Raw genomic sequence first — 24,793 nt, 5'->3', positions numbered from 1 at the left:
CTTCTTGGTAATGTTGCGGGTATATTTTCGAAGCCATCAGGAGATTTTTCATTCAGAACAACCGACGACCAGGCGAAGTAAGATCACACGACCTGACACCGGGTCTTGAACGATCGTGCGCGAAAGATTGGGTGTTGGCCGCGCCGTGGCAAACCGGCATCCAAAGGATTGAGGCGTATTTCTCTGGAGATGCATATGCGCCACATCGCCATGATACCTACTCGATCGGATACACAATCAGGGGCGTCCAGAGCTTCGACTATCGCGGTGCGCGTACCGACAGTGTCGCAGGACAGGTGATCGTCCTTCACCCCGACGAAGTGCATACGGGCGAGGCTGGAACAGCAGCCGGATTTCACTATCGAATGCTGTATGTTGAACCTTCGTTGGTCCGTGACGCGTTGGGGCAGCAGGCAAGCGCACTTCCGTTTTTGCGTGACGCTGTTCTGAGCGATCCGCGTTTGAAGCAAGCTATCCATGCCGCTTTTACGGATATGGAGACTTCGCTTGAGGCCGTGGCGATGGACGAGCTGGCAGTGTTGCTGGCGGATGGTTTGATTGCCAACGATGAATCGGCTCAGCGAACAACACGGTCTTTGATAGACTTCACGGCGACCAATCGGGCGAAAGAATTTTTGGACGGTAACCTTGATCAAGTTGTTCATTCTGAACAGTTGGAAAAAGTCACAGGCCTGGACCGATATTCACTGTCGCGCCAGTTCAGAAAGGCGTTTGGAACAAGCCCCTATCGGTATTTGACAATGCGTCGTTTAGACCAGGCACGAGGCGACATTGCAGCCGGTGCAACCTTGGTTGATGCTGCCATGCGGGCAGGTTTCAGTGACCAGTCGCACATGACGCGGCGATTCAAAGCGGGCTATGGAATTTCTCCAGGTCAGTGGCAACGATTAGTCTGCAAAACTTAAAATTTATGGACCAAAGCGGACCCATATTTGACATGTTCTGAAGGTCAGAAATGTCCGCACAATGGACCTTGGTGCAGCACGCTGCGAACGGCTGCTCTCCGCCCTTTGCGAAGGATGTCGGTTCCGCACCGAAGCGGATCTTCATGGCCAACGCAGCTAATGCCAAAAAATCCCTTTTTACGGATGGTGCATTGTGAATGGATGACGATAACGGTCGCCAACATTCAGCGCTTGGCGAGTGTCAGATTGGTCGCAGGGGAGTGTGCAGCGTGAATGTCGTTTTATTCTGGTTTGACGTTGCCCTAATTCTGCCGCCATGCGCTTTGGCGGTCGCGCATGCAATATAGAGACCGAGACCCGACTGGTCGCTGTGGGCTGGGAACATCTATTAAGTCGGGAGGCGCGATCGGCAGCAATGTTAGCAGAGCGGGCCAACATGCAGATTGCGGCAGGGTCCTCCAACGCGCATCAAAAGGTCATGAATACGAAGGACGGCATCGAGAGGCGGCCACCGGCAATCATTCGTGATCGTCTGAGATAGGCATACTCAACCGAAGCCTTTGCAGCCAATTGTCGATTGTTACGCAACTGATCTGCTGGTTCCCCGTATTTCTTGGGATGATTGACAAAACTCAAATCAACGCTGCCATTCAATTTTACAATTGAAACCTCAGGGTGCCGATTTCCATTGACGCAACCCCTAAGGATCAGCCGTCATCCGTTGCCCCGGAAGGTCCTACGGCTGATCCACACTCAGATACAACAAAGATAGCCGCGAGGTTATAGATGAGAGATATGGAACTACAAAAAGCTATTGGTGATAACACCTGCATTTGGTGTTTTGAAGAAGATGATAATGTCCTTCGTCATGATGGAAGTGACACATACTGGCATGAGGACTGCCTGGGATCAGCAGGTGACACCATCCATCAAATACTTGACGCACTATCTCCAAAGAACAATTCCCGATCCTGACGTTCGTCCGTTTGACTTTACTATTTGACTGATCGCCGCAACTTTCTGAATGATGGAAGTGATAAACCGTTGAGCGGATATCTTGGTAACCCTTTTCGAGACTGGGACATGCAAATATCGGAACGGTGACGCTGCCGACAATTTCCGGGTTGTTGGTCAAAGGTAAACTTTGATCACACTAAGGGCCTGTTGCTTGGCGCGGCGAATGTCAGCGTCTTATCCCCGACCGATCGACCAAGTAGACTTCAACCTGCCTGCTGTTCCAGATGTTTGAGATAGAGTTCAATCGGAGCCTCGATGGGTTGCGATCGAGTTGTCGCAGCAGATCGATACTCGTCCAATCCGATCTGGCGCTCCCACCAGTGGGTGCTAACCCCTTAGTCGTTCTGACAGCCGGGTACGTTCAGGTCTCTGCAAAAGTATCCTGCAGCGCCACCGACGACAGCGCCTGTAACCGGGCTTCCGCCGGTCGCTCCGGAAATCACAGCGCCGCCCGCAGCCCCCGCAATGCCGCGTTCAGTATCGTTTCGAAGACATCCGCCCATACCGAACAGAACCGGCAGGAGAAGAATGATTTTCAGGTACATTGACGTATCCTCCGTAGGGGAGAAACCGATAAGCCCTGCAAGGGGTCGGCTCCCTTTGTTGAACGTGGTCATCAGGCAAGTTCTTCCGGGTTCGCCGGATCGACGTGTAATGGCGCAAGTTCACCTTAGTTGCGGAAACGGGTTACGAATTGAGCAATATCAAAAAGCCGGTTTGCGATCCGCAACTTCGGCTCGTTTCCGCCATTTCATAGCGCTGATGCATTTGATTATTGGCCGTGGTATGCGGTGACTTTTCCGGCGACCCAGAAGCTTAGAAAGCTGATCGACTTGCGGCCATCCCATGCTGCTTTTGCACTGCGCTCGAAACCGTGTCGCATGATGCCCTTAGATAGCATGTCTAGCGTCAATTCCACAGTGTGACCGCGAGACAAACAACGGACTTCTATGCTTGTCACGCCGTCTGAGAATAAAAGAGCTTCGGAGTTTGCAGGCAAAGGTCAGCATTCAGACGTCCTTACTTGTCTTCAAAGCTATCTGTCGCCGTGTCGGGCACCATCACTACTAGCACCCAGCAGGCGATACCGGCCCAACCGACGTTCGCCGAGGGCGCAGCAAGTTGCTGGCTCGCCCCCCCCCAAAAAAATCCTTTGTGCCAAACAGCCCACCTGCGACGACACACTCTAGTCGCTTACCTACTACAGTATTCAACCGGCGTTCTCAGGCTACGGGTGCGGGTCTGAACTTATCGGGGGTAGACGTCCTCATACGTTTCTTCGCGAATTTCAGACCCGCCGTTGAGCATCACTCCACCGGTATCATCAGATGGGCGTAAGGCGTTCCCGGCCACATAACCCACGGCTGGTTTGCACCCTCCGGCACTTCCTGAGGATAGCTCTCGAGCATCTGCTTCGCCTCGGAGCCGACAATCATCACATGCGGTCCGGCGACGACCCACTGGTTCTCAGCCGTCTCTTCTGTAGCATAGGGGTCAGTATTGCTGGCACCCTCGTCGCCAAGCAGCATGTAAACAAAGCCGAGTGTCTGCGGGGGGTCCTCCTTCTTCATCCATGCTTCAAGGAATGACATCGCCGCGCCATCGGCGCACATTGGATCAGTGCCGGGATACATACAGGTCCAGCCGTTACTACCCTCGCGGAGCGTCGTCATCTCACCCTCCGCGGGTACGTCCAGAAGCGTCGCATTTTGAAGCACCGCAGCAGGCGCAACGTTTTCAAGTCGCTGGATCAGACCTTCGGCAGTGACATTGTCCGTCTGAGCGACGGCCGCCGATGCGAGGAGCAAATATACTCCAAAAGTTACAGTCTTTGATAAGTGTTTCATGGGAGCGCCTTCCTTTCTCTAAGGTTCACGCTATCACCATCGAACATACCCCCCACGACGGCGGTAGCTTATTAAAATATACACCATAACAGCAGTTTTTGCAAAGTAATTTGACTGTTCGCCCTGGCCGTCTACGTGCCAAACGGGTACGGGTCTCGCCCAACCAGCCATGTCACGGCGCTTTCAGTGCAAAACATTTTTTGGCCGCATCTGAAGGCTTTTCGCGCGTTTAGAATAGGTCGTCAGCCGCTGCTGCGAATGGGTATTCACCCATGCGAACCCGTCGACGGCGGCTTTGTCCCGCTGCAGACCCCCTACGCATCATGCAGCAAACGGCAACTCTCCGCCCGTCTTTCCCGCCCAAATCATATCTGAAGCGCCTCGCAAGCGTTCAAACTTGGGGAATAATCCACTAAGTACGCTCGTCAAAAATCGGTTCCTGATTTTCCCAAGTCGCCATCTTTTGGAAACCTGAAAATACACCCAAAAAGGCATTTACGCCTTATTTATATGGCTGAAAGTGCAAATAAGGCTTGGAGCGGGTAACGAGAATCGAACTCGTAACTAAAGCTTGGGAAGCTGCCGTGATACCTTTTCACCATACCCGCGCGCCTGAGCTTCGATTTAGGCTCTGGCGCGATTGGCGTCAAGTCAGGACTTGGTCGCGGTGAAAAAGTTGATCTCGGCAGGGATGCCAGCGCTGCCCAAACCTTCGAAGGCATCGGCCATGGCGGCTTCGATCCGGTCTTGCGCGGCTTGGTCCGCGGAAAAGTGTTTTATCGTCCCGGCCGCTGGACCGACTTTAAGTGACAGCTTCGCAACCTCTGCCATTCCGCCCGGCAGCGCAAAGACCATATCCTGTGCCACGCCGCCGACATCTGTGAACCCTGCAGCGACCAACATGCTGCACACCTTATCAATATCGCGAAACGCAAAGGGGCCGGGTTCATCGGGGTCCGATTTGGGCGGTGCGCCCAGTTCCGCCTTGGCAATCGCGGCGGGCAGGGTGAACCACGGGTTGCGCTGGATCTGTCCCCACGCTGCCAAGGTTACCTTGCCGCCCGGTTTTAGTGCGCGGGCAATGTTGCGAAAGGCAGCTTCGGGATCGGCAAAGAACATCACCCCAAAGCGTGAAATCACGTGATCAAAGAACGCCGGTTCAAACAGATGCTCGGCCGCATCCGCAAGCGCTAACGCCACCTGCGGCAGGCTGGCCACCCGTTCATTGGCCCGGGCGATCATCGTGGATGAGATATCAAGCCCAAGCACGTGTCCGGTCGGCCCGACGCGGTTTCCCGCCGCAAGCGTCGATTGACCGGTCCCGCAGCCGATATCCAAGACATGCTGCCCGGTCGAAATCGCGGACCTTTCAAGAACCTGATCCAGAACGGGGCCAAGAAACAGATCAAGGGGCCCTTCATGGCTGACCCAGGTCGGTCCGGCATTGCTGGTCCAGAATTCTTCCTGGTCCTGGTTGCTGGCTGCCATCACTTTCGTCCTTTCATGCCGTCACCCGCGTCTGCGTCGACGCCCGCCACCGGCACCATCCCCGCCACTGCCGCCCGTGTTGAAGGTTGCCGTTGGCAAGGTCACGATGCTGTTGAGGATCGGGAAAGGTTCCACCGCGTTCGGGATTGCCGAAGCATTCACGAAATGCTCCTGAAAGCGCGGTTCGATCGCGGTTTCGATCTTGTGGATATTGCGCACGGTTTCCTCGATCTCGGCCCGTGTCGAGCTGTTGAGCAGGGCAATCCGCGCCCCTGTGCCCGCCGCATTCCCGGCCGAGGTCACCTTGTCCAGTGGCGCGTCGGGGATCATTCCCAGCACCATCGCGTGTTTGGTGCTGATATGCGCCCCGAATGCCCCGGCAAGGACGATCCGGTCTACCTTGTCGACACCGAATTTGTCCATCAGCAGGCGCGCGCCGGAATAAAGCGCGGCCTTGGCCATCTGGATTTCACGAATATCGCGGTTGGTCACGGTGATCTTGGGCCCCCCATTGGCCGTGCCGTCATAGACCAGATAGGAATTTGTGCGCCCGTCGGCAAAGACCATCGGCGATCCGGTCTGCTCGGCTGTGCCAATCAGGCCGGGGGCGTCGACGATGCCGTGAATGCGCATCTCGGCGACCATTTCGATAATGCCGGAACCGCAAATACCGGTCACGCCGCTTGCGCCGATTTCGGCGTCAAAGCCCGGATCGTCAGACCACAGTTCGCTGCCGATCACCTTGAAACGCGCGACCTTGGTCACCGGGTCAATCTCTACCCGCTCGATCGCGCCGGGGGCCGCACGTTGGCCGCTGCTGATCTGCGCGCCCTCGAAGGCAGGTCCGGTGGGCGATGAACAGGCCAGCACCTTCTCGCGGTTGCCCAGCAGGATTTCGGCATTGGTGCCAACATCGACGATCAAGACCAGATCGTCGGATTTATCCGGTGCCTCTGACAGCGCAACGGCGGCAGCATCTGCGCCGACGTGCCCTGCAATACACGGAAGGAAATATATCCGCGCCGACGGGTGGATTGTCAGGTCCAGTTCAACTGCACGCATCCGCAACGCGTTTGATGTGGCCAGGGCAAACGGCGCTTGCCCCAGCTCGAACGGGTCGATGCCCAGAAACAAGTGGTGCATCACGGGGTTGCAGACAAATACCGCGTCCACGATCAGACCTTTATCAATGCCACCCTCGGCGCAAATCTCGTCAAACAGGGTATTCATGCCAGCGCGCACTGCGCGGGTCATTTCCTCAGCGCCGCCCTCGTTCATCATGGAATAACTGACGCGGCTCATCAGGTCTTCGCCAAAGCGGATTTGCGGGTTCATCACGCCGGACGACGCGATCACCTCGCCACTTTGCAGATCACACAGATGCGCCGCGATGGTGGTGGACCCCAGATCGACCGCGAGCCCATAGACGGTGCCTTCGTAAAAGCCCGGCCACAGATGCATGATGCGCGGCGGGTTTTCATCATCGCCCAGATGCACCGCAACAGTCACCTTCCAGCCGCCCTTGCGCAAAACCTTCTGGATCACTTGCAATATCTGCAAATCGGCCTTCACGTTCTCAAGCTCCCATTGCTCCTTCAAAGCAATGCAAAGCCGCTCAAGATCCCCTGATGGGTCATGCATGTCGGGCTCTTGCACCTCGACATAGAACAGCTTGGTCGACGGGTTCAGCACGATATCGCGCGCCTCGGCCCGTTTGCGCACCACCTGTTTGTGCACCTGGCTCTCGGCGGGGACGTCGATCACGACATCGCCCATGATCTGTGCCTGACAGCCCAAACGCCGCCCGTCGATCAGGCCGCGTTTGTCCTTGTATCGCTGCTCGACGCTGTTCCATTCGCTCAGTGCATCATCCTGAACGGTGACCCCATGCTTGGAGAATTTACCGTAGCCGGGCGAAACCTGACATTTTGAACAAATGCCGCGCCCGCCACAAACCGAATCCAGATCGACCCCCAACTGACGCGCAGCGGTCAGGACCGGTGTGCCTTTGGGGAAATGCCCGCGCTTGCCCGAAGGCGTGAATACCACCAGTGGATCGTTGCTCATCAAATCAGTCCTCAAAACCCTTGCCGCAACATAGCGAAGGTTGCGCCAGACGAAAGCCAAGATACGTCGCAAATTGCCACATCCGCGCCTTCGCTTCTCTGGCTCTCAAATATCCCGGGGTTTGGGGCAGAGCCCCAAATGCTAGGCCCTTAGTCCTGACGCGCCTTTGCCGCGACGGGCCGGGCCCCATTCTGCACAAAGACAAATGGAAAGACCTAAACCTCGTTCATCGCCCGGGCATGGAAAATGAACCCCAGAAAGTTTAGCAACACCTGCGCGGCCAGAATGCTGGTCGATCCGGTCGGGTCGTAATCCGGTGCGACCTCCACCAGATCAATGCCGATGATTTCGTGTCGCTTGGCTGCGGCCTGTAGCAGCTCCAACACCTCGTAGTACAGGAAGCCCCCGTGCGACGGGGTGCCTGTGCCGGGGGCAATCGACGGGCAGAACGCGTCGATATCAATGGTTACATAAAGCCGTGCGCCGTCGGGGACATGCCCCAACACCCCCAATGTCCCCATCTTGCGCGCCTGCCGGACCGAGATGATGTCAGACCCCATTGCACGCGCATCATCATAGCCCTCGCGCGCGGTCGAACTGACGTTGCGGATGCCCATCTGGGTCAGCCCCGTGACGTAAACCTGCTCGGCGGCGCGGCGCATGGGGTTCCCATGACCATGCCGCACCCCATGACGTTCGTCCACGAAATCCAGATGCGCGTCGATCTGCAGGATGTGAAAGTCGCCCTGGCCATCAAACGCCCGAATGCAGGGGATGTTGATCGAATGATCGCCACCAATCACCACGGGCAGGGCACCGGTATCCAGAATCGCCCGCACCCCGGTTTCGATATTGGCATGGCTTTGCTCCGTATCCGTGTGGACGATGTCGGCATCCCCGATGTCGACGATGTTCACGTCGCCGGGCAGATAGACGGCGTCATCCTCGTGATCATAGGCACCCGCATGGCCAAAGCTGAACAGGGTCGACGCCTCGCGCACCCCGCGCGGGCCAAACCGCGCCCCGGCGCGCCACTGGGTTCCCGCATCATACGGTGCCCCCAGGATCGCGACATCAGCATCCAGCGCCTTCCAATCAGGCTGATAGGGTCGCTTGCCAAAGGTTGATATACCGACAAAGGGCAGGTCCAGCCTGCCGCCCTCATATCCGTGACTGGCCATTCGAATTCTCCGTTTGATCCCTTAAACAGCAGCTTTCCCCAGCCATCCCGTATTTGCAATGCTGTTACGGCGCAAATGACCCTTTCCAATCGGGACTATCCGTGAAATAGGAAACCGCCAAATGAACCCATGCAACCCGAGGTGCAAAAATGGAGATTCGTGAGGCTCTGACCTTTGATGATGTACTACTGGTGCCGGCGGCATCAAGCGTGTTGCCTTCGACGGCTGACACACGCACACATGTGACAAATTCGATCGCTTTGAACATACCGCTGCTCAGCTCGGCCATGGACACAGTGACCGAAAGCCGCATGGCCATTGCCATGGCCCAAGCGGGCGGGATGGGCGTGGTACATCGCAACCTGACCATCGCCGAACAGGCCGAAGAGGTACGCCGCGTCAAACGGTTTGAAAGCGGGATCGTTTACAACCCGATCACCCTGCGCGCCGACCAGACCCTGGCGGATGCCAAAGCATTGCAGCAGCGCTATAACGTCACCGGTTTTCCGGTGGTGGATGAAAAGGGCCGCGTCGTGGGTATTGTCACCAACCGCGACATGCGTTTTGCCACTGCCGATGACACGCCGGTGCGCCTGATGATGTCCTCTGACAATCTGGCCATCCTGCACGAACCCGCCGACCGCGAAGAGGCGATCAGCCTGATGAAGGCGCGCCGGATCGAGAAATTGCTGGTGACCGATGCGCAGGGCAAACTGACGGGTCTGTTGACCCTCAAGGACACCGAACAGGCGGTGCTGAACCCGACCGCGTGTAAGGACGGCTTGGGCCGTTTGCGCGTCGCAGCGGCAACCACCACAGGCGATGCCGGATTTGAACGGTCACAAGCCCTGGTGGATGCGGGCGTGGACATGATCGTGATCGACACCGCGCACGGGCATTCCGAAGGGGTGGCCATCGCGGTCGAGCGTGCCAAAAAGCTGAGCAACGAAGTACAGGTTGTGGCTGGCAATGTGGCCACCGGCGAGGCGACGCGTGCCCTGATCGGTGCCGGGGCCGATGCGGTCAAGGTCGGCATCGGGCCGGGGTCGATCTGCACCACACGGATGGTGGCCGGGGTCGGCGTTCCGCAGTTGACGGCAATCATGGATTGCGCAAAAGCGGCGGGCGATATTCCGGTGATCGCTGATGGCGGTATCAAATTCTCGGGTGATTTCGCCAAGGCCATCGCGGCGGGTGCGTCCTGTGCCATGGTTGGGTCAATGATCGCGGGTACGGACGAATCTCCGGGCGAAGTTATTTTGTATCAAGGCCGTAGCTTCAAAAGTTATCGCGGCATGGGGTCGCTTGGCGCGATGGCCAGCGGCTCTGCGGATCGGTATTTCCAGAAGGATGCAGCCAGTGACAAACTGGTGCCCGAAGGGATCGAGGGTCAGGTGGCCTATAAGGGGTCTGCGGCGGCCGTGGTGCATCAAATGGTCGGCGGACTGCGGGCTGCAATGGGATACACCGGATGCGCGACCGTTGATGAAATGCGCAAGAATTGTTCGTTCGTCAAAATCACCGGTGCGGGCCTGCAAGAAAGCCACGTGCATGACGTCCAGATCACGCGTGAAAGCCCGAACTACCGTATCGGATAACGTGGTATTTTCTTAACATTTTGAAGGGCCGTCGCGTGAAATCGCCCGGCCCTTCATCTTTGAGCGAACCCGGAACCGGACGGAAGCTATCCGGGATCTGACACTGCATCAGTCGTGGTGCTGATGCAAAATAGATCGTGTTCGCGCAGACCTGATGTACTGCGTAGTGCATTCTTTGGATGCAGCAGCCTTAACAGGTAGACGTTTACACACTATTTTGCATTTTTGAATAAGGGCGCGTTTTCCCAAGTCGTCTCTTTCCCGTTAGGTAAATGATAGTTGGATAAATTCATGGGAAGATCGCCATGCATTCTCAGCCTTGGGGTAAGGGCTGCGACCGTGTTGAAATGACAAGCCGTCTTGGCTGATGGCTTGAATGCCCCCTCCCAAGGATAGATGGTGTCGGGAAGCACATCGAAATAGTGCGTGGGAAGCTGAAATCTTATTAGTCCAATAGCTTACGTGATTTTCTTCAAGTGGTAGGAGGGCAAGAAACGGCCCGTCGCAGCGGTCTGCACGAATGACTGCACTGCGCAGGTAGGCGCCTTTGTCCGGCGACTAAATACACAAGACTGCAACAGGCCTCACCCGGCGAGTTGTGCGGGCTCGATAGCCTGTTGGTCCGCCAACAGAAACTCAACATGAAACGTCGTACCGACGTCCAGTTGGCTTTCGTAGGAGATATCCCCCGACATCTGTTTTGCCAGCTTCTTCGAGATGTGCAGGCCAAGCCCGGACCCTTGGGTGGAGGATTGGCCGCTGTTCTCCACCTGTTCGAAGCGCCCGAAGACTTGGCTCTCCATGCCTTCGGGAATTCCTCGGCCAGCGTTCTTGATCGACAGTCTTACCTGCCCATTCATAGCGATAAGCGTCCCTTCAACGACACTGTTTTCGTTCGAAAACTTGATGGCATTGGAGATCAGGTTATCAATGATCTGGCGGATGGCGAAGGCGTCCCCGGTGATTACTGCCGGCATGATGTTCCCAAGGGCGAGCTGCACACCCCGCTTTGATGCGAACATTTTGTTCTCTTCAAAGCTCTCTTCGAGAAGATGACCAAGATCGACGGGCTTGCTTTCCAGGATCAGCGCATCAATGTCGATCTTCTGGACCAGCAGAATGTTGTCGACCAGTCGTGACAGGCGGACGCCGTTGCGGTGCGCAATGTTCAGCAGCGATCGTATTGGATCGGCTACATCCCCCAGGCGACCGCTAAGCGCGAGCGTCAAGCCACCCGTGAGCGAGGTCAGGGGGGTCCGCAATTCATGACTTACAACCGAGATGAACTCGTCTTTCGCCTTGTTGGCTTCGTCTGCCTGTCTAAGCGCTTCTTCCAATGCCGCACTGATGGCGATCCGGTCTGTAATGTCGACAAAGGTGATGCTCCAGCCCAAGGCTGCGCCTGACGGGTCAAGCGGGCTTTCGAGTTCCCGAATTCTGGGTTCATAGACCCGCTGACCAATGGTCAGATGAGCGACGTCTTCGGATGTGTTCAAATTTTCGATATTTTCAATTATTTTGCTTAAGACAGGACCTGATTCATGAGGTAGCCCACTGCGTTTTGCAGCCGTGTTCATCAGCGTTATGTTTCGATGTCTGTCGATCATAACGACGGGTTCACTCATCGTATTGAAAAGTACGGACTGGCCCACAAAAGCCATATCCATCGCCTTGTTCGTCACGAGCATCCACGTGAAGGCGAAGATTCCAAGCGTGAACATAAAGGCCGTCGGATCAAGGCCAAAGATGGTAAAACCCAGGCCGACATAGGCGGCATTCGCAGTCAGGGGAATCGTGGTAATGACGATCAGCATGGTAAGCAGGGGCCACGCGGTCCGTTTGGCTCGGGTGAACGTTTTCACAAGACAAAAGAGGGCCGTAAGCACGAACGTATACAGGATCGCGATTATCCCAAAAAACCCGGGCCCATGAGCATACTCGATATAGTCCTTACCCGGCGGAATGAACGAGGCCTCTGTATAGACGAGATTGTGCCATTGGTTGGTGGCGGCAAACAGGAAACTGGCCATGGGCACGACGAACAGTACGATGGCGACCCAGCGCTTTTTGAGCCAGGCCGGGTTGTCGATGTAGGCAAATACGAAGAAACACCAAGCGACAGGCACCAAACCATTGCCCAACCATGCCAGAGTTGCCCATTGCAACTGACAGGGGAAAGTTCGCGATGCAGCCTCCAATCCGATCATCAATAATGTCCAGATCATGGCGACGAAAGTAAGCGCGTAGTAACGTTTGCCGCGAAAGCTCTGAAATTTCATCGTCCAGAACATAACAAGAGCCGCGACGGCACTCACCCCGATAACGATCCACAAGGTGGACTCTGCCACTAATCCATCAAAGCACGTCATAATTGTCTCTTCGCATCCACTTATCTGTCGGTGACTGACACCATATCGGTGTGTTCGAAGTTTGACCGAGACGTGGCGATTAAGCAATTTCGTTGGAGTGGGGGTAGGGCAACGCCCCCATCAGCAACGCCCGGGTTGGTACGCGCGACGCCTGAAGCTATAAGGTGCCGCATGACTTAGGTGTATGCATCATGCTGCGCATTGCCCAAACGGTCAGCCAACTCTGCCTTCCCCTGAACTGGTGCCGAAATTCTCGCTACGCATGTGCCTGATGAGAACACGTACTACTATTTCCAATCGCGCCGCATTATAGAAATGTCGTACAACGAAGCGAGATGCCGAATGGAGAAACGTCAGCCGACCGAAGCGGGGCGTGATGCCGTCATCACACACGGGATCGTCACCGACAATCCCGAGGGGCTGCTGCGCGGAAAAGGCTGGCGCGGCGCTTGGGGTGTCATGCGAGAGGCCGGATTGCGCCTGTGGAGCGATGATGCTTTCGGACTGGCCGGCAACGTCGCGTTTCGCGTGCTGCTCGCAGTCTTTCCCTTTCTCATCTTCACCTCTTCGATGACCGCCTTCGTCGGCAGCCAAAGCATGGCTGAAGATCTTGTTTCGTTCCTGCTCGCCATCGTGCCGGAAACGCTCATCGAGCCCATCGTGTCGGAGGTGAAGCAGGTGATGACGGTCCAGCGCGGTGGTGTGCTGTCCACCGGTATCCTGCTGACGATCTGGTTCGCCCTAGGGGGCGTGGACGGGGTCCGCGTCGGTCTCAACCGGGCCTACGGGGTGCGCGAGACCCGTTCATGGTATGTCGTCTACCCCGTGATGGTTCTCATGGTCATCATCGCCAGTCTCGTGCTTGTGCTGGTTGGATACCTTCTTGTTCTTGCGCCGCGCGCTGGCTCCTGGCTGCATGTCCTGTTCCCCGGCTTCGATCCGGCATCGGTGACCATACGCCTTGTGCGTTATCCAGCCGCCGCAATCATTCTGGTGTTTTCGCTTTTTCTGGCACATGTCTTCCTTCCGGCCCGGCGCACACGTTTCTCGTCAATATATCCCGGCGTTCTCTTCACGGTTGCTGCGTGGACCTCGCTGACGGTGGCATTCACGTTCTACCTTGCCAATTTTGCGACTTATGCGACCTATTACGGTGGGCTCGCGGGAATTGTCGCGGCGCTTTATTTTCTGTACCTGGCTGCTCTGGTCCTCATCTTCGGTGGCGAACTCAACCGCGCCATTCGTATCCGTCGCCTTGCCCGTGCCCTGCGCCACGATCTTGACAGCAATTGACACCACGGTGTCCACGGATTGGGGGAACTCTGATGTTCGTTCGCCTATGGGAGAATGCGGTTTCCAAATCCCGACGATAGACGAACATTACTTCGATAGGCGCGGCGCTGGAACGGGTTTTCACACAAGCCCGGCTGTTCCCATCGAAAGACACAACAGGCGGGGAAGGGACTTTAACCGGGGGGCCTCGCGCATGCGGAAATTATTGAACGCTTAAAAACGGTCGATCGCGACGATACATCGGAAATTCAACGAGATATCCCGCTCAATGACCCTGGCAATCCGCTTGCCCCTCCCTGCGCTTCGGTCTTTAACGGATGTGCAACGACACCCGCGCGGCTCCCTGTCTGCGCAGGTCAGGGCAAAAGGGATATCACATTGCTTTTCTTCACCATCTGGCCGCTTTTCGCGCTGATCTGCCTTGGCTTTATCCTCGTCCGGCGCGGCTTTCCTGATCCCGGCTTCTGGCCCGCCGCCGAACGGATCAACTATTTCCTGCTTTTCCCCGCCCTATTGGTCAGCAGTCTGGCCGATGCACCCGTCCGCGACCCACAGGTGATACGTCTGGGCAGTGCGGCCGTCGTAATCATTCTGGTCGCCGCACTCGCTCTGGCCCTGACCCGGCGTGCCCGCCCCATGCCCGCTGCCCGCTTTGGCCCACTGCTGCAAGGCACGGTGCGCTTCAATACCTATCTGGGGCTGTCCATCCTTGCCACCCTGGCCGGACCCGCGGGGATCGAACGGGCGGCGCTTTACCTTGCCATCGCCGTGCCCTTGGTCAACGTCCTGTCGATCATGGCCCTGACCGAGGCGGGTCGGACCCGCACCCCCCTTGCCATGCTGCGCACCATGGCGCGCAACCCGCTGATCCTGGCCTGTCTGGGGGGCATCGCGCTGGCGCTGACCGGATGGGGTCTACCCTTCGGGACCGGGCGCTTCCTCGACCTCCTGGCGCAAGCCAGCTTGCCGCTTGGCCTGCTCTGCGTGGGGGCTGCCCTGCAACCCGCCGCCCTGCGTCGCGACGGGCTGACCTTGGCTGCAAGCGGTGCCCTGCGCCTCCTGCTGATGCCACTGCTTGCCGCGCTTGTCGCGCACGCCTTCGGCCTGAGCGGGGTCGAGGCGCTGGTGCTGGTCGTTTTCTCGGCCATCCCGACGGCTCCCACTTCCTATGTGCTGACCCGGCAACTGAACGGCGACGGTACGCTGATGGCAGGTATCGTCACCTCCCAGACGATTGCCGCCATCGCCACGATCCCACTGGTCCTGTGGGTCCTCGGACCTTGATACCACCCGATGTTTAAGAACTCCCGCTGACATGCGTTTCACCCCGTACAATCACGCCACCTTCGGGTGCCTCGCGGCAGACGCGCAGCAAAAAGCAGCGGTCGATGATTGCCGGTATAGGCCGGAAACTACATCTTGTACGAAGGGCGAGAACCGAACCTTCGCGGCGAAAAACGCCAAGGTCCGGTGTGCGACACCAAAACTGACTTTGCTTCAGCTGCTCATCAGCGTCTTGATGCCGCCGATGAAGGTCGCGTCATCCTGGCTCTTCCGCTCGTCCAATAAACGCTCCGCGTCCGCACCCGCATGGAAGCGCAAGCGATCTCCGGTCTCATTCGCGGCGTTCCAGATGACCTCGGCCACGGTTTCGGGCGCGGAGGGGTTTGATGCCAGCTTGCCGAACAGGCTGCCCATGGCCTCGGCGGTCGAGGCATAGTCTGACAGGTCTTCATCCATCGCGAAATCAAAGGAGCTTCCGCCGAAGTTCGTCTTGATCATGCCGGGTTCGACAATCCGCACCCGAATGCCGAGCGGTTCAAGCTCGTAGTGCAGCGCTTCTGACAGGCCTTCGACTGCGAACTTGGTGCCGTGGTAAAGTGTTCCAAGCGGAAAGGTGATCTGGCCGCCAATGGACGAAATATTGATGATCGTGCCTGATCTGTTCTGGCGCATGTGGGGCAGAACCGCCTTGGTCACCTCCAGAAGTCCGATCACGTTGGTATCGAACTGTCGCCGGATGCGGTCCATCGTGAACGCCTCTAGCGCGCCATAGGCACCGTAGCCCGCGTTATTCAGCAGAACGTCGATTGTGCCGAAACGGGTGATACCCGCTGCAACTGCTGACGGGATCGATGCTTCATCCGTCACATCCAGCCGGGTCACGAGCACATTATCCAGACCGGCAAGCGCCCCGCCTTTGGAAGGGTCGCGCATTGTGGCAATGACGTTCCAGCCATTGACCTGAAAGTGCCGTGCGGTTGCTTCGCCGATGCCGGAAGAAGCCCCTGTGATCAGTATGGTTTTCATGTTTGCCTCTCAAGTGTTCAGGTCGAGCATCTGTTCGATGCCGAAGTTGGTCAGGACGGTGCGGGTGACGTCGTGGAGCACGTCGTTGTAGCGCGCGATCTCGGGACCGACGCCGACAAAGTCCACCACTGTGCGAAACGGCTTTTCGCCGAAAGGCATGTCCAAAAGCGCTGCGACCGCTTCGGCGATCTGCTCAGGCCGTTGCTGCGGCGTTGCCTTGAGCATCTCGGCCAGCGCCGTATTCGACATCGCTGGCACAGCAGCGAAGTCGCCGTATTCGGCCTCGCGCGTTGGGTCGTCCGGGGTCACCATGCCATCAAAGAATGCCGTTGGCATGGCCCCGGGTTCGATGATGCAGGATTCGATGCCGAAACCCGAAAGCTCTGTCCGGAAGCATTCAACGATGGCTTCCAGCGCCCATTTCGATGCCGAATAGGTGCCATAGAACGGCGTTGCGATCCGGCCGATCAGGCTGGAGGTATAAAGCACGGTTCCTCGGCCCTGCGCCCGCAGATAGGGCAACGCGGCCCGCATGACCCGTTGCACGCCCATGACATTCACGTCGAACACCCGCGCCATGTCCTCGGGTGACATCAGTTCCTGGATGCCGTAGGCACCGATCCCGGCGTTGTTGAACAAGATGTCCAGCCCGCCGAGTTGCGAGACCGCATCACCGACACCGCGTGTGGTGCTGGCCGTGTCGGTGACGTCCATCTCGACGATCTTTGCGCCTGCGGCTTCAAGCTCGGCGACGGTCGCTGCGTTCTTTCCGCTGCGACTGCGGACACTTCCGGCGACAGCGTAGCCCTGTGCCAACAGAGCCAGCGCCGTGGGTTTGCCGAAGCCACCTGCGATGCCGGTAATCAGAACATTTTTCATTCTTGCGGTCCCTTCATATTGATAAGGACACAATAGTTGTAGCCATGTTTGTGATCTTTCCGATTTGTCCGGTTTTCTTGTACAATCCTCCATGCTTTGCTTTATTTGATAAATTCTCGTTTCTTTCCGTGCTAGGGGTCAGAGGCAGAGCAAGGGGGAAGGTCATGACACCTGAAACACTTCTGAACGGCGTGTCACAGATCCTCGATCAATCGGGGGTGCGACAGGGCGCGATGCCTCATACGGACAGCGGGACGCATCTGCTGCGCTTTGAGGCCCCCTCGGGCCAGAACGCGACCGTCTACCGCCCGCTGCTTTGCCTTATCCTGCAAGGTGCCAAGGCCGTGGCGACAAGCGCAAAGACGATAACCGTGCACGCCGGACAGTCCCTGATCGTCAGCCATGCCATGCCGGTTCTCTCGCGGATCACCGAAGCGACGCCAGAGGCACCTTACATCGCGCTTGTCTTCCCGCTTGATCTGGACCTGCTCCGCTCTTTGGCACCGGATGTATTGCCGTCGTCGGACAGCAGGCCTTCGGACCCGTTTTCAATTCATCTATGCGATACGGACGAAGGGATCGAAGACGCGCTGCGGCGCTATTTTGACCAATGCGAGACCGACGCGGCGCGGCGTCTACTGGCCCCGATTACCGCCCGCGAAATCCACGCCCGATTGTTGATGGGGCCACAGGGCGACACGCTGCATAAACTGCTTTGGCACGAAAGCACGGCCAGCCGTATTTTTCGGGCCACACGGGGGATACAAACCAATCTTTCCAAGGCAATCGTGATCAAGGATCTGGCCCGCGACGTCGGTATGAGCAGTTCGGCGTTTTTTGAGCAATTCAAGGCTGTGACCGGCACATCGCCGCTGCAATATCAAAAGGACCTCCGCCTGCTGCGCGCGCGCGATGCGCTCCACACTTCCAGCGCGAAAGTGTCGGAGATCGCGTTCGGAGTTGGCTACGAAAGCTCGGCGCAGTTTTCGAGAGAATATTCTCGCAAATTTGGCCGGTCACCGCGGCAAGACCGTGACCTCGCGCCGGTTGAGTGACCCAATTGTCGGTCCAGACGTGCTCAGTTTGGCGTCAAAGCCATGTTATCCGATTTCAGCAATGCGACTGCTGGCAAGGTAAGTCTTTGGTAGTTGCCTGCCTCCGCTGCATACACGAATTTGCACTCCAATCAGGCAGATGCCAAATCGTCCCAGCTCCTCGCTGTCCAGCAAACCGGTGCGGCTTCGGTTGCCGACTTCAAGCGCCCGGCTGACCCGTGATCTTACCGGAATTCCTGCATGTTTAGAATGTCCCGTTTGGGGCGGTCCTTTGCTAAGACCTGACATCACCTGTCTTTGCTCCTGATGCGAACATCCTGCTGAGGGTAGGGGATCGAGATGCCCGCCTCACCAAAAGCTTCCTTCATCCGCTGTGTCAGATCCCAGTACACGGTCCAGTAGTCGGCGGTTTTCGTCCAGGGGCGGCAGACAAAATTGACAGAGCTGGCAGCGAGCTCGTGAACGCGGATAACGGTTTCCGGCTCCGTCAGAACCAAGGGGTGCTGTTTGACGGTTTCTTCGATGACGCGCCGAGCATCCGGGATCGAATCCTCATAGGAAATGCCAAAGACCAGATCGACGCGCCGCGTGTCGCTTGCCGTGAGATTGGTGATGACATTCCCCCAGACGTTCTTGTTGGGTATCACGATCACCTGATTGTCAGGCGTGGTCACGGTCGTCGCAACGATGCTCACGGATCGGACCGTCCCGCCAACGCCGCCCACCTGGACAAAGTCGCCCTCATCGAAGGGCCGGTTGATCATTATCATCAGCCCGCTTGCGAGGTTCCCCAGCGTATCCTGGAAGGCAAAGGCGAGAATGAATGATGCCCCTCCGATCATGGCGAAAAGCGGCGTGACATTCACACCCAGTGCCGCCAGCACGAACAGCAGCCCTACCGCGATCACCAGCCAGAAGACGGCACCGACAAGGAAGGCTTCCAAGAGCTTGGACATTTTCGGGACGCGGCCAATGGATCGCCGGGCAAGAACCCGTGCGGAACGCGAGACGAAGAGCAGCGCCAAGAACGCCAGAAGGATGACGCCGATGTTTTTTGCAATGGCCAGCCCACCATCGGTGCGCGTCAGCCAGGTCAGTACGGCAATCGCAATGGCCTTGGGGCTAGCAAGTATGGTTTCACTGAAAAAGACCGCGTCGCGGTACGCACGAAGTTCGGCTACAACCGTTTCGTCGCCGGCTTTTCTCTCAAAAGCGGTCACAACCATTGAAAACCGTTCGAAGAGGCCCGCGCGGTTTTCAACCATGCGTGCAATTTCCTGATAGGCCGCGTCTGTAGCGGCGGACGGATCGTTCAACAGGGCAACCTGTTTCTCCGCGATTTCTCTGGTCTTGGCTTGGACGATACCCAGCCACGCAATCGCAAGCGGTTCAAGTTCGTCTTTTGTCAGCGGTATCAGGCGGTATGCAAGTTCTTCGGTCGACACACCGGGATCGGCCAGCGCGGAAGAAGGTAGTTCGGCTGGTAATCCCGGTCCGGCGTCCTGTGCGATGCCCGGACCGGTAAAAGCAAGCAGGCCAATCAGGATGAGGCTGAAAAAGCCCGTCATAGCCTGTCGGATAGAAGCCGTTGTCCCTTCTGGTCTACCGGGGCTCGTTGTATTTTCGGTCCTCATTCCTTCGCAATCAGGAACTCCGCCACGGCCTGATAGGCAGGGAGCGAAGTCGGGTCGATGAAGCCGTTTTGAGCGCGCGGATAGGACGCCAACCGCACCAGCACCATCTTGGCCGTGGGATCGACATAGATCGTCTGCCCGTGAACGCCGCGTGCGGCATAGGCACCGTGATCATTGTGAAAGACCCACCATTGGCTGGTGTAACTTCCGTTGGGGATTGTTGGAAAGCCGTCGAACTTGGACTGGTCGCCGCCTGCGGCAATTTTCTCGACCACCTCGGCAGGGAACAGGCGCTGGCCGTTCAACTCGCCCTTGTTCAGCATCAGTTGTCCCAGCCGCCCCAGATCGCGCAGCCCTGCGGTGACACCCCCTCCGGCGAAGGGCACGCCTTTACCGTCCACGGTCTGGTAGGCATCCTGCTCGGCCCCCATGCGGCCCCAGAGGCGGTCGGACGCGAGGTCGGTCACGGCCTTTCCCGTCACGCGGCTTATGATCCAACCCAGCATGTCCGAATTGATCGTCTTGTAGTGGAACTCAGCCCCGTGCTCGCCCTCGGGCTTCACCTGCTGGAGATATTCCCAATACCCGTTGGGGCCCTCATAGCCCTCGGGCTTGGGAAGCGGGCTTGCGGCGGCGGAGTAAACCCAGATGTCGGCGTTCGGGTCCGCGTAGTTCTCGGAATACTGGACGCCTGTGGTCATATCCATGACCTCCCGTACCGTCGCGGTGGCAAAGGCACTGTCGCCGATCTCGGGGATCACATCCCGTACCAACAGCTTGTCGTCCAGAACGCCTTCAGCCACGAGGATTTCTCCCAGCAGGCCTGTGATCGATTTCGTCATGGACATGATCGCGTGCTTGCCGTCTTCCTCGAGACAGCCGAAGTAGCGCTCGTAAACGACTTTGCCCTCATGCAGGATCAACAATCCGTCGGTGTAGTTTGCATAAAGGCTCTGTTCCCAAGTCATCTCCTGGTCCGAACCGATCGGCGTGAAGCTGATCGCGTCGATGTCCCGGGCCAGCTGGGCAAAGACCGGAGGCGAGGGGTAGGCAAGTGGTGCCGGTCCGCCTAGGCCGCGGCTGATCTCCTCGGTGGGTAGGAATTCGCGCAAATGGCACACTGACCAGCGCAATTTGGGAAAGCTGAAATAGTTCGCGTCAGGCTGCGTGATCAACTTGTCTTCGGAAGGCGGGAAACCTTGCATCCATCCCATCAGGTTCGGATCAGAGTCCTGCGCCGACAGCGGCGCGGATTGCGCAGACGCGCCGGACGTTGAGCCCAGTGCGACGGTCACCGAGATCACCAGAGCGATCAGATTAGAAGTTGAAGACAACATTGACAAAACCTCCTGTCCATGGGGCTGCGCTCCTGCCGATTACGTTGTCGATGGCCTTTCCGGGAAAGGAAACCGACACACCGGCTGTCAGGAACGTGTTGCGATTGATAATTCGGCTGTATTCGAGGAACAGGTCATCCGCGAGATGCGCATTGGTGACCCCGGAAACCACGTTTCCGTTCACATCGACGCGCGTCGCCTGACCGAATTGGACCGGGCTATTTAGTTCATTCGCCCGTATATGCGCATAGCGCAGTGTCCATGTGTCCTGCCGTGTCGGCTGCAACCGCAAAGCCAGCGTCAGTGCGTTCACGTTTGAATTGATGAAGGTCGAGGCGGATTTCGACCCCGTCGCCCAGGCGCTTGGGCTGCCTTGGTAGTAAAGCGGATCGAACCGTTCGAGGGTCGTCGTGTTCGGGTCATCACCTGAAAATGTTTGATAGCCGAAGGTCAGTTTCGGCGTCGATGGCAGATGGGCAAAGGTGTAGCCAGCGGTCACACGTCCAGCCCTCGCTTTCATATCGATGCGATCATTCCATTGGTACGCGAAATCGCCGGTGAACACCCAATTCTCCAACGCTTCCGCGAAAAGGTTGGTGCTGGCATATAGGTTCATCGTCCTGGTATCCTGCCGTGCGCCAGGTGTTACGGCAGGCGGTCCGACCCCACCCGGCGCGGCTTGCGGGTAGGGCGAGTTGGAGCTGACGACATCGACATAAGTTGCGCCCAGATAGCCACCCTGAGGGGCATCGTAGCGCAGATCAAAGCCCGCCAGTGCGTTCTGCCCATCGGTGGACGGCAATTCATTCGGATCGAGGTAAAAGGCCGTTCCGGTGACGTTTGCAGACGATAATCGGCCGATGGCGGCCCGTTCCCACGCCTTGCGCGGCCCTAATTTCAACGCCCCGCGCTCGAACCCGCTGGTGGCACCGTTGGCGATCAGCATCCCGGTGCCGAGCGTCAATTCGCGTGGCCCCAGCGACAGATCATAAGATAGCCCGCTGCCAAGATCGCCCCGCATCGCGAGATAGGCTTCCTCGAGCGTCAGGGTCCCTGTGTCGCCGGTATCAAAGGCGTCTTTTCCCCATGTGTAGGATGCCACGGCAGAAAGCTTGCCATAGAACACCGCGCCTGCATCAAGCTGGTATTCAAAGCTGATGCCGGGTTTGATGTAGCCTTCCAGCCACGCCGTATCCGGATCGAACCCGCCTGCCGGCGCGGTTGTCGCGGCAAGATCCCAGAACAGATTATCCTCGGTGACTGCGTTCAGGCCAAACTGAAGATGCCCGCGTATCTTGAGGCCATTCTCGTCGTGAAAGAGCATCGGATCTTGATCTTGCGCATGGGCCGGGTGCCATCCCAAAGCAATGAGAAGAATGAAGACAGAAGCATTTCTTGCAACTCGCTTTCCTGGGGCGGTCCGCATGCGGTGTTCTTCCTCTCGGTTATTTTCTGAACGATTCCCACGCGCAATGAACGCATGATCAAGATGTACGGCCCTTCGTGTAATAATTGCTTCAAATAAGACTTTAGCCAGATTTGATTGAATCTCAACAATATCGTCGCCTCAAACGCGCGGAGTTTCAGGCGTATGCTTTCATGCCGGCACGAGGTACGAAACAAGGTGCATTCACAAAGGCGCGCCGTATGACATTGTATACTTAGAGGTGTCCGGAAACCGTTCAGTCGTAGTGTCGCGATAACGGGAATTCGCGCTCTTGCCGACTGTGCGGACGTGATCTCTCCCGACAGCGGCAAAAATCCAACGTTTAGTGACGTATGGCTGGGTTTCGAGCAAGGCGAGTAAACGCCTTGCGCCGGAGCGTTTCCGTCTGTTCGGCAACAGAAGGAAACTCTATCAAAGGTGCACATGTGGGATGTCAGAATGTCTCGTATGGGTTCCGCTTTCCGCGCGCGGGTGCAAGGGCGCATTCGGCCGGGCAATGCGAAGTCAAAGTTGAATGTGCTGACTAAAGACTGCAAGCCACGCCTGCGTCCGACTGATGCACAGGGCGGTGACGATCTTGTTCAATCTTCAGATCGGGCGCTTGCAGTCGGATATCGACACAGGGTGCCGCTGATACAGAGCCTGGTCAAGAAATCGGTATCGATAAGGACCTGAAAACAGGTGAGGTAGGTCCAAGCTGGCATTCGATCCGTCGCAGATTTGCCGATGGGCCGGAGGAACGCGCAAGTGACGCCGTTATTTCTGCGGTCATTGGGCACTTCGATACTTCAGCCAGTATAATGCACCAGCTATTCCAGGCTGGGAGTCCGACGACAGATCTATATAAGAGGACGACATTGAAGCCGGTGCGTGACGTTGCAGATGTTCCGGGACGCGAACAGTGGCCTTCTATTCAGCCGTTTACGGGTGTAGACCTGAGGTCCAATGCGGTTCGACTGGCCCGAACTGATGCGACGGGGTGAGATATGACTATAAATATAGGGACGTATCAGGCAAAGGTGACGCACATGCGTGACGTCCATTTCACCCGCAAAAGTCCGAACTACGGGATAGGGCGAGAAGTCGGTTACACTGCTGCTTTGAAAGGCATAATTCTGGTGAGAAACACATGACCCCCGGCGCACGCGTATCGGCCGCCATCGAGATTCTGAACGCCATGGCCGAAGGGCTGCCAGCCGAGCAGGCGATGACCCGCTGGGCGCGCAGCAGTCGGTTTGCCGGTTCAAAGGACCGCGCTGCCGTGCGCGATTACGTCTTTGACGTGCTGCGCCAGCGCCGCACTGCTGCGTATTTCGGCGGTGGCGAAACCGGCAGGGCGCTGATGATCGGCCTGTTGCGTGCGCAAGGTGCTGATCTTGAAACGCTTTTTACGGGTGAAGGGCACGCACCGCAGCCGCTTGCCGACGCCGAGCAGACCGTTCCGGACGCGCCAACCGATACTGCGACACTGTGGAATTTGCCGGATTGGATCATTCCCGATTTCAATGAATCGCTTGGCGATCAGGCCGAAGCCGTGGCCTTCGCGCTGCAATCGCGTGCGCCGATCACGCTGCGGGTCAATCTGGCCCAAAGCAATCCGGGCTCTGTTTCGGCGCAGCTGTCTGATCTGGGGATCGATACACGGGCCAATCCGCGCGCACCCTCAGCCCTGACGGTGGTCGAAGGCGAACGTAAAATTCGCAATTCTCCCCTATACTTGGAGGGCAAAGTTGAACTTCAGGACGCGTCCAGCCAAGCGATCGTTGCAGCCATGCCCAAAGCAGGCCGTGTGCTGGACTATTGTGCGGGCGGTGGTGGCAAGGCGTTGGGCATCGCGATGTACCCCGGTACCGAAGTCTTTGCCCATGATATTGACCCGCGCCGGATGAGCGATCTGCCCGCCCGCGCCGCGCGTGCGGGCTGCGTCATCCCCCAGATTGAAACCGAAGATCTGCCGGCGAAGGCCCCGTTTGACGTCGTTCTGTGCGACGCCCCGTGTTCGGGCAGCGGTGCCTGGCGGCGGTCGGCGGAAGGCAAATGGACCCTGACTGCGGCACGGCTGGAGGAATTGACGCATATTCAGGATAGCATTCTGGATGCGGCAGCCGAATTGACCACAGAAAACGGGTGCCTTGTCTATGCAACCTGTTCGGTCCTGAAGTTTGAGAACGAAGACCGGATCAAAGCGTTTCTGACCCGCCATCCGGACTGGAAAAGCACCTTTGAGCAACGGTTTGACGTCGATGAACACGGTGATGGATTTTACACAACACACTTGATGCGTGTATAAATACATGTATCAATTCGCTAAGCGTGTTTGCTTGGTGATTGGTCTAAGATTAATA

The 24,793-nt window shown here is 57.4% G+C and carries 18 protein-coding genes and 1 tRNA gene; 6 read left to right on the top strand and 13 right to left on the bottom strand.

Going from position 1 to position 24,793, the window contains the following annotated elements:
* Positions 1–131: 131 nt before the first annotated feature.
* Positions 132–926 (top strand): AraC family transcriptional regulator, encoded by a 795-nt coding sequence (locus RGAI101_RS04270; protein ID WP_008228131.1) that lies wholly within the window; start codon positions 132–134, stop codon positions 924–926.
* Between the two features lie 241 nt (positions 927–1,167).
* Here the strand turns inward: RGAI101_RS04270 and RGAI101_RS22605 are convergent, their stop codons facing one another.
* From RGAI101_RS22605 to speB, 7 genes are all read right to left on the bottom strand, one after another.
* The gene (locus tag RGAI101_RS22605; protein ID WP_368072184.1) at positions 1,168–1,311 is read right to left on the bottom strand and encodes an ATP-binding protein; all 144 of its coding nucleotides are present in this window, start codon (positions 1,309–1,311) and stop codon (positions 1,168–1,170) included.
* Between the two features lie 967 nt (positions 1,312–2,278).
* Positions 2,279–2,488 (bottom strand): hypothetical protein, encoded by a 210-nt coding sequence (locus RGAI101_RS04265; protein WP_037229001.1) that lies wholly within the window; start codon positions 2,486–2,488, stop codon positions 2,279–2,281.
* Between the two features lie 762 nt (positions 2,489–3,250).
* Positions 3,251–3,790: a hypothetical protein gene (locus RGAI101_RS04260; protein WP_037227361.1), complete on the bottom strand. Its 540-nt coding sequence runs from the start codon at positions 3,788–3,790 to the stop codon at positions 3,251–3,253.
* A 534-nt stretch (positions 3,791–4,324) separates the two neighbouring features.
* Positions 4,325–4,398 (bottom strand) — tRNA-Gly (locus RGAI101_RS04255).
* 43 nt (positions 4,399–4,441) lie between these two features.
* Positions 4,442–5,278 (bottom strand): class I SAM-dependent methyltransferase, encoded by an 837-nt coding sequence (locus RGAI101_RS04250; RefSeq protein ID WP_008229288.1) that lies wholly within the window; start codon positions 5,276–5,278, stop codon positions 4,442–4,444.
* A gap of 21 nt (positions 5,279–5,299) precedes the next feature.
* The gene (locus RGAI101_RS04245; protein WP_037227359.1) at positions 5,300–7,345 is read right to left on the bottom strand and encodes an ASKHA domain-containing protein; all 2,046 of its coding nucleotides are present in this window, start codon (positions 7,343–7,345) and stop codon (positions 5,300–5,302) included.
* Positions 7,346–7,560: 215 nt separating this feature from the next.
* Positions 7,561–8,526 (bottom strand): agmatinase, encoded by a 966-nt coding sequence (gene speB, locus RGAI101_RS04240; RefSeq protein ID WP_008227869.1) that lies wholly within the window; start codon positions 8,524–8,526, stop codon positions 7,561–7,563.
* 149 nt (positions 8,527–8,675) lie between these two features.
* Between speB and guaB the strand changes: the two genes are divergently transcribed.
* Positions 8,676–10,124 (top strand): IMP dehydrogenase, encoded by a 1,449-nt coding sequence (guaB, locus tag RGAI101_RS04235; RefSeq protein WP_037227356.1) that lies wholly within the window; start codon positions 8,676–8,678, stop codon positions 10,122–10,124.
* Between the two features lie 584 nt (positions 10,125–10,708).
* Here the strand turns inward: guaB and RGAI101_RS04230 are convergent.
* Positions 10,709–12,493, bottom strand: coding sequence for a sensor histidine kinase (locus RGAI101_RS04230; RefSeq protein WP_083792000.1), 1,785 nt, complete (start codon positions 12,491–12,493; stop codon positions 10,709–10,711).
* A gap of 342 nt (positions 12,494–12,835) precedes the next feature.
* Here RGAI101_RS04230 and RGAI101_RS04225 point away from each other — a divergent pair, with 342 nt between their 5' ends.
* The gene (locus RGAI101_RS04225; protein WP_008229402.1) at positions 12,836–13,786 is read left to right on the top strand and encodes a YihY/virulence factor BrkB family protein; all 951 of its coding nucleotides are present in this window, start codon (positions 12,836–12,838) and stop codon (positions 13,784–13,786) included.
* Between the two features lie 378 nt (positions 13,787–14,164).
* Complete coding sequence (locus tag RGAI101_RS04220; RefSeq protein WP_008226827.1) at positions 14,165–15,070, top strand: AEC family transporter; 906 nt, start codon at positions 14,165–14,167, stop codon at positions 15,068–15,070.
* Between the two features lie 213 nt (positions 15,071–15,283).
* On the opposite strand, the gene RGAI101_RS04215 is transcribed toward RGAI101_RS04220, so the two are convergent.
* Together RGAI101_RS04215 and RGAI101_RS04210 are read right to left on the bottom strand one after the other, a co-directional pair.
* Positions 15,284–16,096 (bottom strand): SDR family oxidoreductase, encoded by an 813-nt coding sequence (locus tag RGAI101_RS04215; protein ID WP_008227501.1) that lies wholly within the window; start codon positions 16,094–16,096, stop codon positions 15,284–15,286.
* A 9-nt stretch (positions 16,097–16,105) separates the two neighbouring features.
* Positions 16,106–16,975 (bottom strand): SDR family NAD(P)-dependent oxidoreductase, encoded by an 870-nt coding sequence (locus tag RGAI101_RS04210; RefSeq protein ID WP_008225528.1) that lies wholly within the window; start codon positions 16,973–16,975, stop codon positions 16,106–16,108.
* Positions 16,976–17,139: 164 nt separating this feature from the next.
* Between RGAI101_RS04210 and RGAI101_RS04205 the strand changes: the two genes are divergently transcribed.
* On the top strand, positions 17,140–18,030 hold the full coding sequence (locus RGAI101_RS04205; protein WP_008227634.1) for an AraC family transcriptional regulator: 891 nt from the start codon (positions 17,140–17,142) through the stop codon (positions 18,028–18,030).
* Positions 18,031–18,317: 287 nt separating this feature from the next.
* On the opposite strand, the gene RGAI101_RS04200 is transcribed toward RGAI101_RS04205, so the two are convergent.
* The 3 genes from RGAI101_RS04200 to RGAI101_RS04190 form a co-directional block, all read right to left on the bottom strand.
* Positions 18,318–19,598 (bottom strand): mechanosensitive ion channel family protein, encoded by a 1,281-nt coding sequence (locus RGAI101_RS04200; protein WP_008227666.1) that lies wholly within the window; start codon positions 19,596–19,598, stop codon positions 18,318–18,320.
* Positions 19,599–19,660: 62 nt separating this feature from the next.
* Entirely contained in the window at positions 19,661–21,001 is a 1,341-nt protein-coding gene (locus RGAI101_RS04195; RefSeq protein ID WP_008225312.1) for a serine hydrolase domain-containing protein, read from the bottom strand.
* Positions 20,982–22,325, bottom strand: coding sequence for an alginate export family protein (locus RGAI101_RS04190; RefSeq protein WP_008228395.1), 1,344 nt, complete (start codon positions 22,323–22,325; stop codon positions 20,982–20,984). Before RGAI101_RS04190 ends, RGAI101_RS04195 begins: the two co-directional genes overlap by 20 nt.
* Before the next feature lie 1,252 nt (positions 22,326–23,577).
* On the opposite strand from RGAI101_RS04190, the gene RGAI101_RS04185 reads away from it, so the two are divergent.
* Positions 23,578–24,738: an RsmB/NOP family class I SAM-dependent RNA methyltransferase gene (locus RGAI101_RS04185; RefSeq protein WP_008229275.1), complete on the top strand. Its 1,161-nt coding sequence runs from the start codon at positions 23,578–23,580 to the stop codon at positions 24,736–24,738.
* Positions 24,739–24,793 lie beyond the last annotated feature (55 nt).

The sequence above is a fragment of the Roseobacter sp. GAI101 genome (assembly GCF_000156335.1).
Classification (GTDB): Bacteria; Pseudomonadota; Alphaproteobacteria; order Rhodobacterales; family Rhodobacteraceae; genus Sulfitobacter.
The sequence above is the reverse complement of the archived record's forward strand: the minus strand, read 5'-3'. Positions and strand labels throughout refer to the sequence as shown.

Bases quoted from the DNA above. Each gene is read 5' to 3' on its own strand.
- RGAI101_RS22605 (WP_368072184.1), bottom strand. From the start codon at position 1,311: ATGTTCCCAGCCCACAGCGACCAGTCGGGTCTCGGTCTCTATATTGCA.
- RGAI101_RS04200 (WP_008227666.1), bottom strand. From the start codon at position 19,598: ATGACGGGCTTTTTCAGCCTCATCCTGATTGGCCTGCTTGCTTTTACC.
- RGAI101_RS04190 (WP_008228395.1), bottom strand. From the start codon at position 22,325: ATGCTCTTTCACGACGAGAATGGCCTCAAGATACGCGGGCATCTTCAG.
- RGAI101_RS04250 (WP_008229288.1), bottom strand. From the start codon at position 5,278: ATGGCAGCCAGCAACCAGGACCAGGAAGAATTCTGGACCAGCAATGCC.
- RGAI101_RS04185 (WP_008229275.1), top strand. From the start codon at position 23,578: ATGACCCCCGGCGCACGCGTATCGGCCGCCATCGAGATTCTGAACGCC.
- speB (WP_008227869.1), bottom strand. From the start codon at position 8,526: ATGGCCAGTCACGGATATGAGGGCGGCAGGCTGGACCTGCCCTTTGTC.
- RGAI101_RS04230 (WP_083792000.1), bottom strand. From the start codon at position 12,493: ATGACGTGCTTTGATGGATTAGTGGCAGAGTCCACCTTGTGGATCGTT.
- RGAI101_RS04205 (WP_008227634.1), top strand. From the start codon at position 17,140: ATGACACCTGAAACACTTCTGAACGGCGTGTCACAGATCCTCGATCAA.
- RGAI101_RS04245 (WP_037227359.1), bottom strand. From the start codon at position 7,345: ATGAGCAACGATCCACTGGTGGTATTCACGCCTTCGGGCAAGCGCGGG.
- RGAI101_RS04265 (WP_037229001.1), bottom strand. From the start codon at position 2,488: ATGTACCTGAAAATCATTCTTCTCCTGCCGGTTCTGTTCGGTATGGGC.
- RGAI101_RS04260 (WP_037227361.1), bottom strand. From the start codon at position 3,790: ATGAAACACTTATCAAAGACTGTAACTTTTGGAGTATATTTGCTCCTC.
- RGAI101_RS04215 (WP_008227501.1), bottom strand. From the start codon at position 16,096: ATGAAAACCATACTGATCACAGGGGCTTCTTCCGGCATCGGCGAAGCA.
- guaB (WP_037227356.1), top strand. From the start codon at position 8,676: ATGGAGATTCGTGAGGCTCTGACCTTTGATGATGTACTACTGGTGCCG.
- RGAI101_RS04195 (WP_008225312.1), bottom strand. From the start codon at position 21,001: ATGTTGTCTTCAACTTCTAATCTGATCGCTCTGGTGATCTCGGTGACC.
- RGAI101_RS04225 (WP_008229402.1), top strand. From the start codon at position 12,836: ATGGAGAAACGTCAGCCGACCGAAGCGGGGCGTGATGCCGTCATCACA.
- RGAI101_RS04210 (WP_008225528.1), bottom strand. From the start codon at position 16,975: ATGAAAAATGTTCTGATTACCGGCATCGCAGGTGGCTTCGGCAAACCC.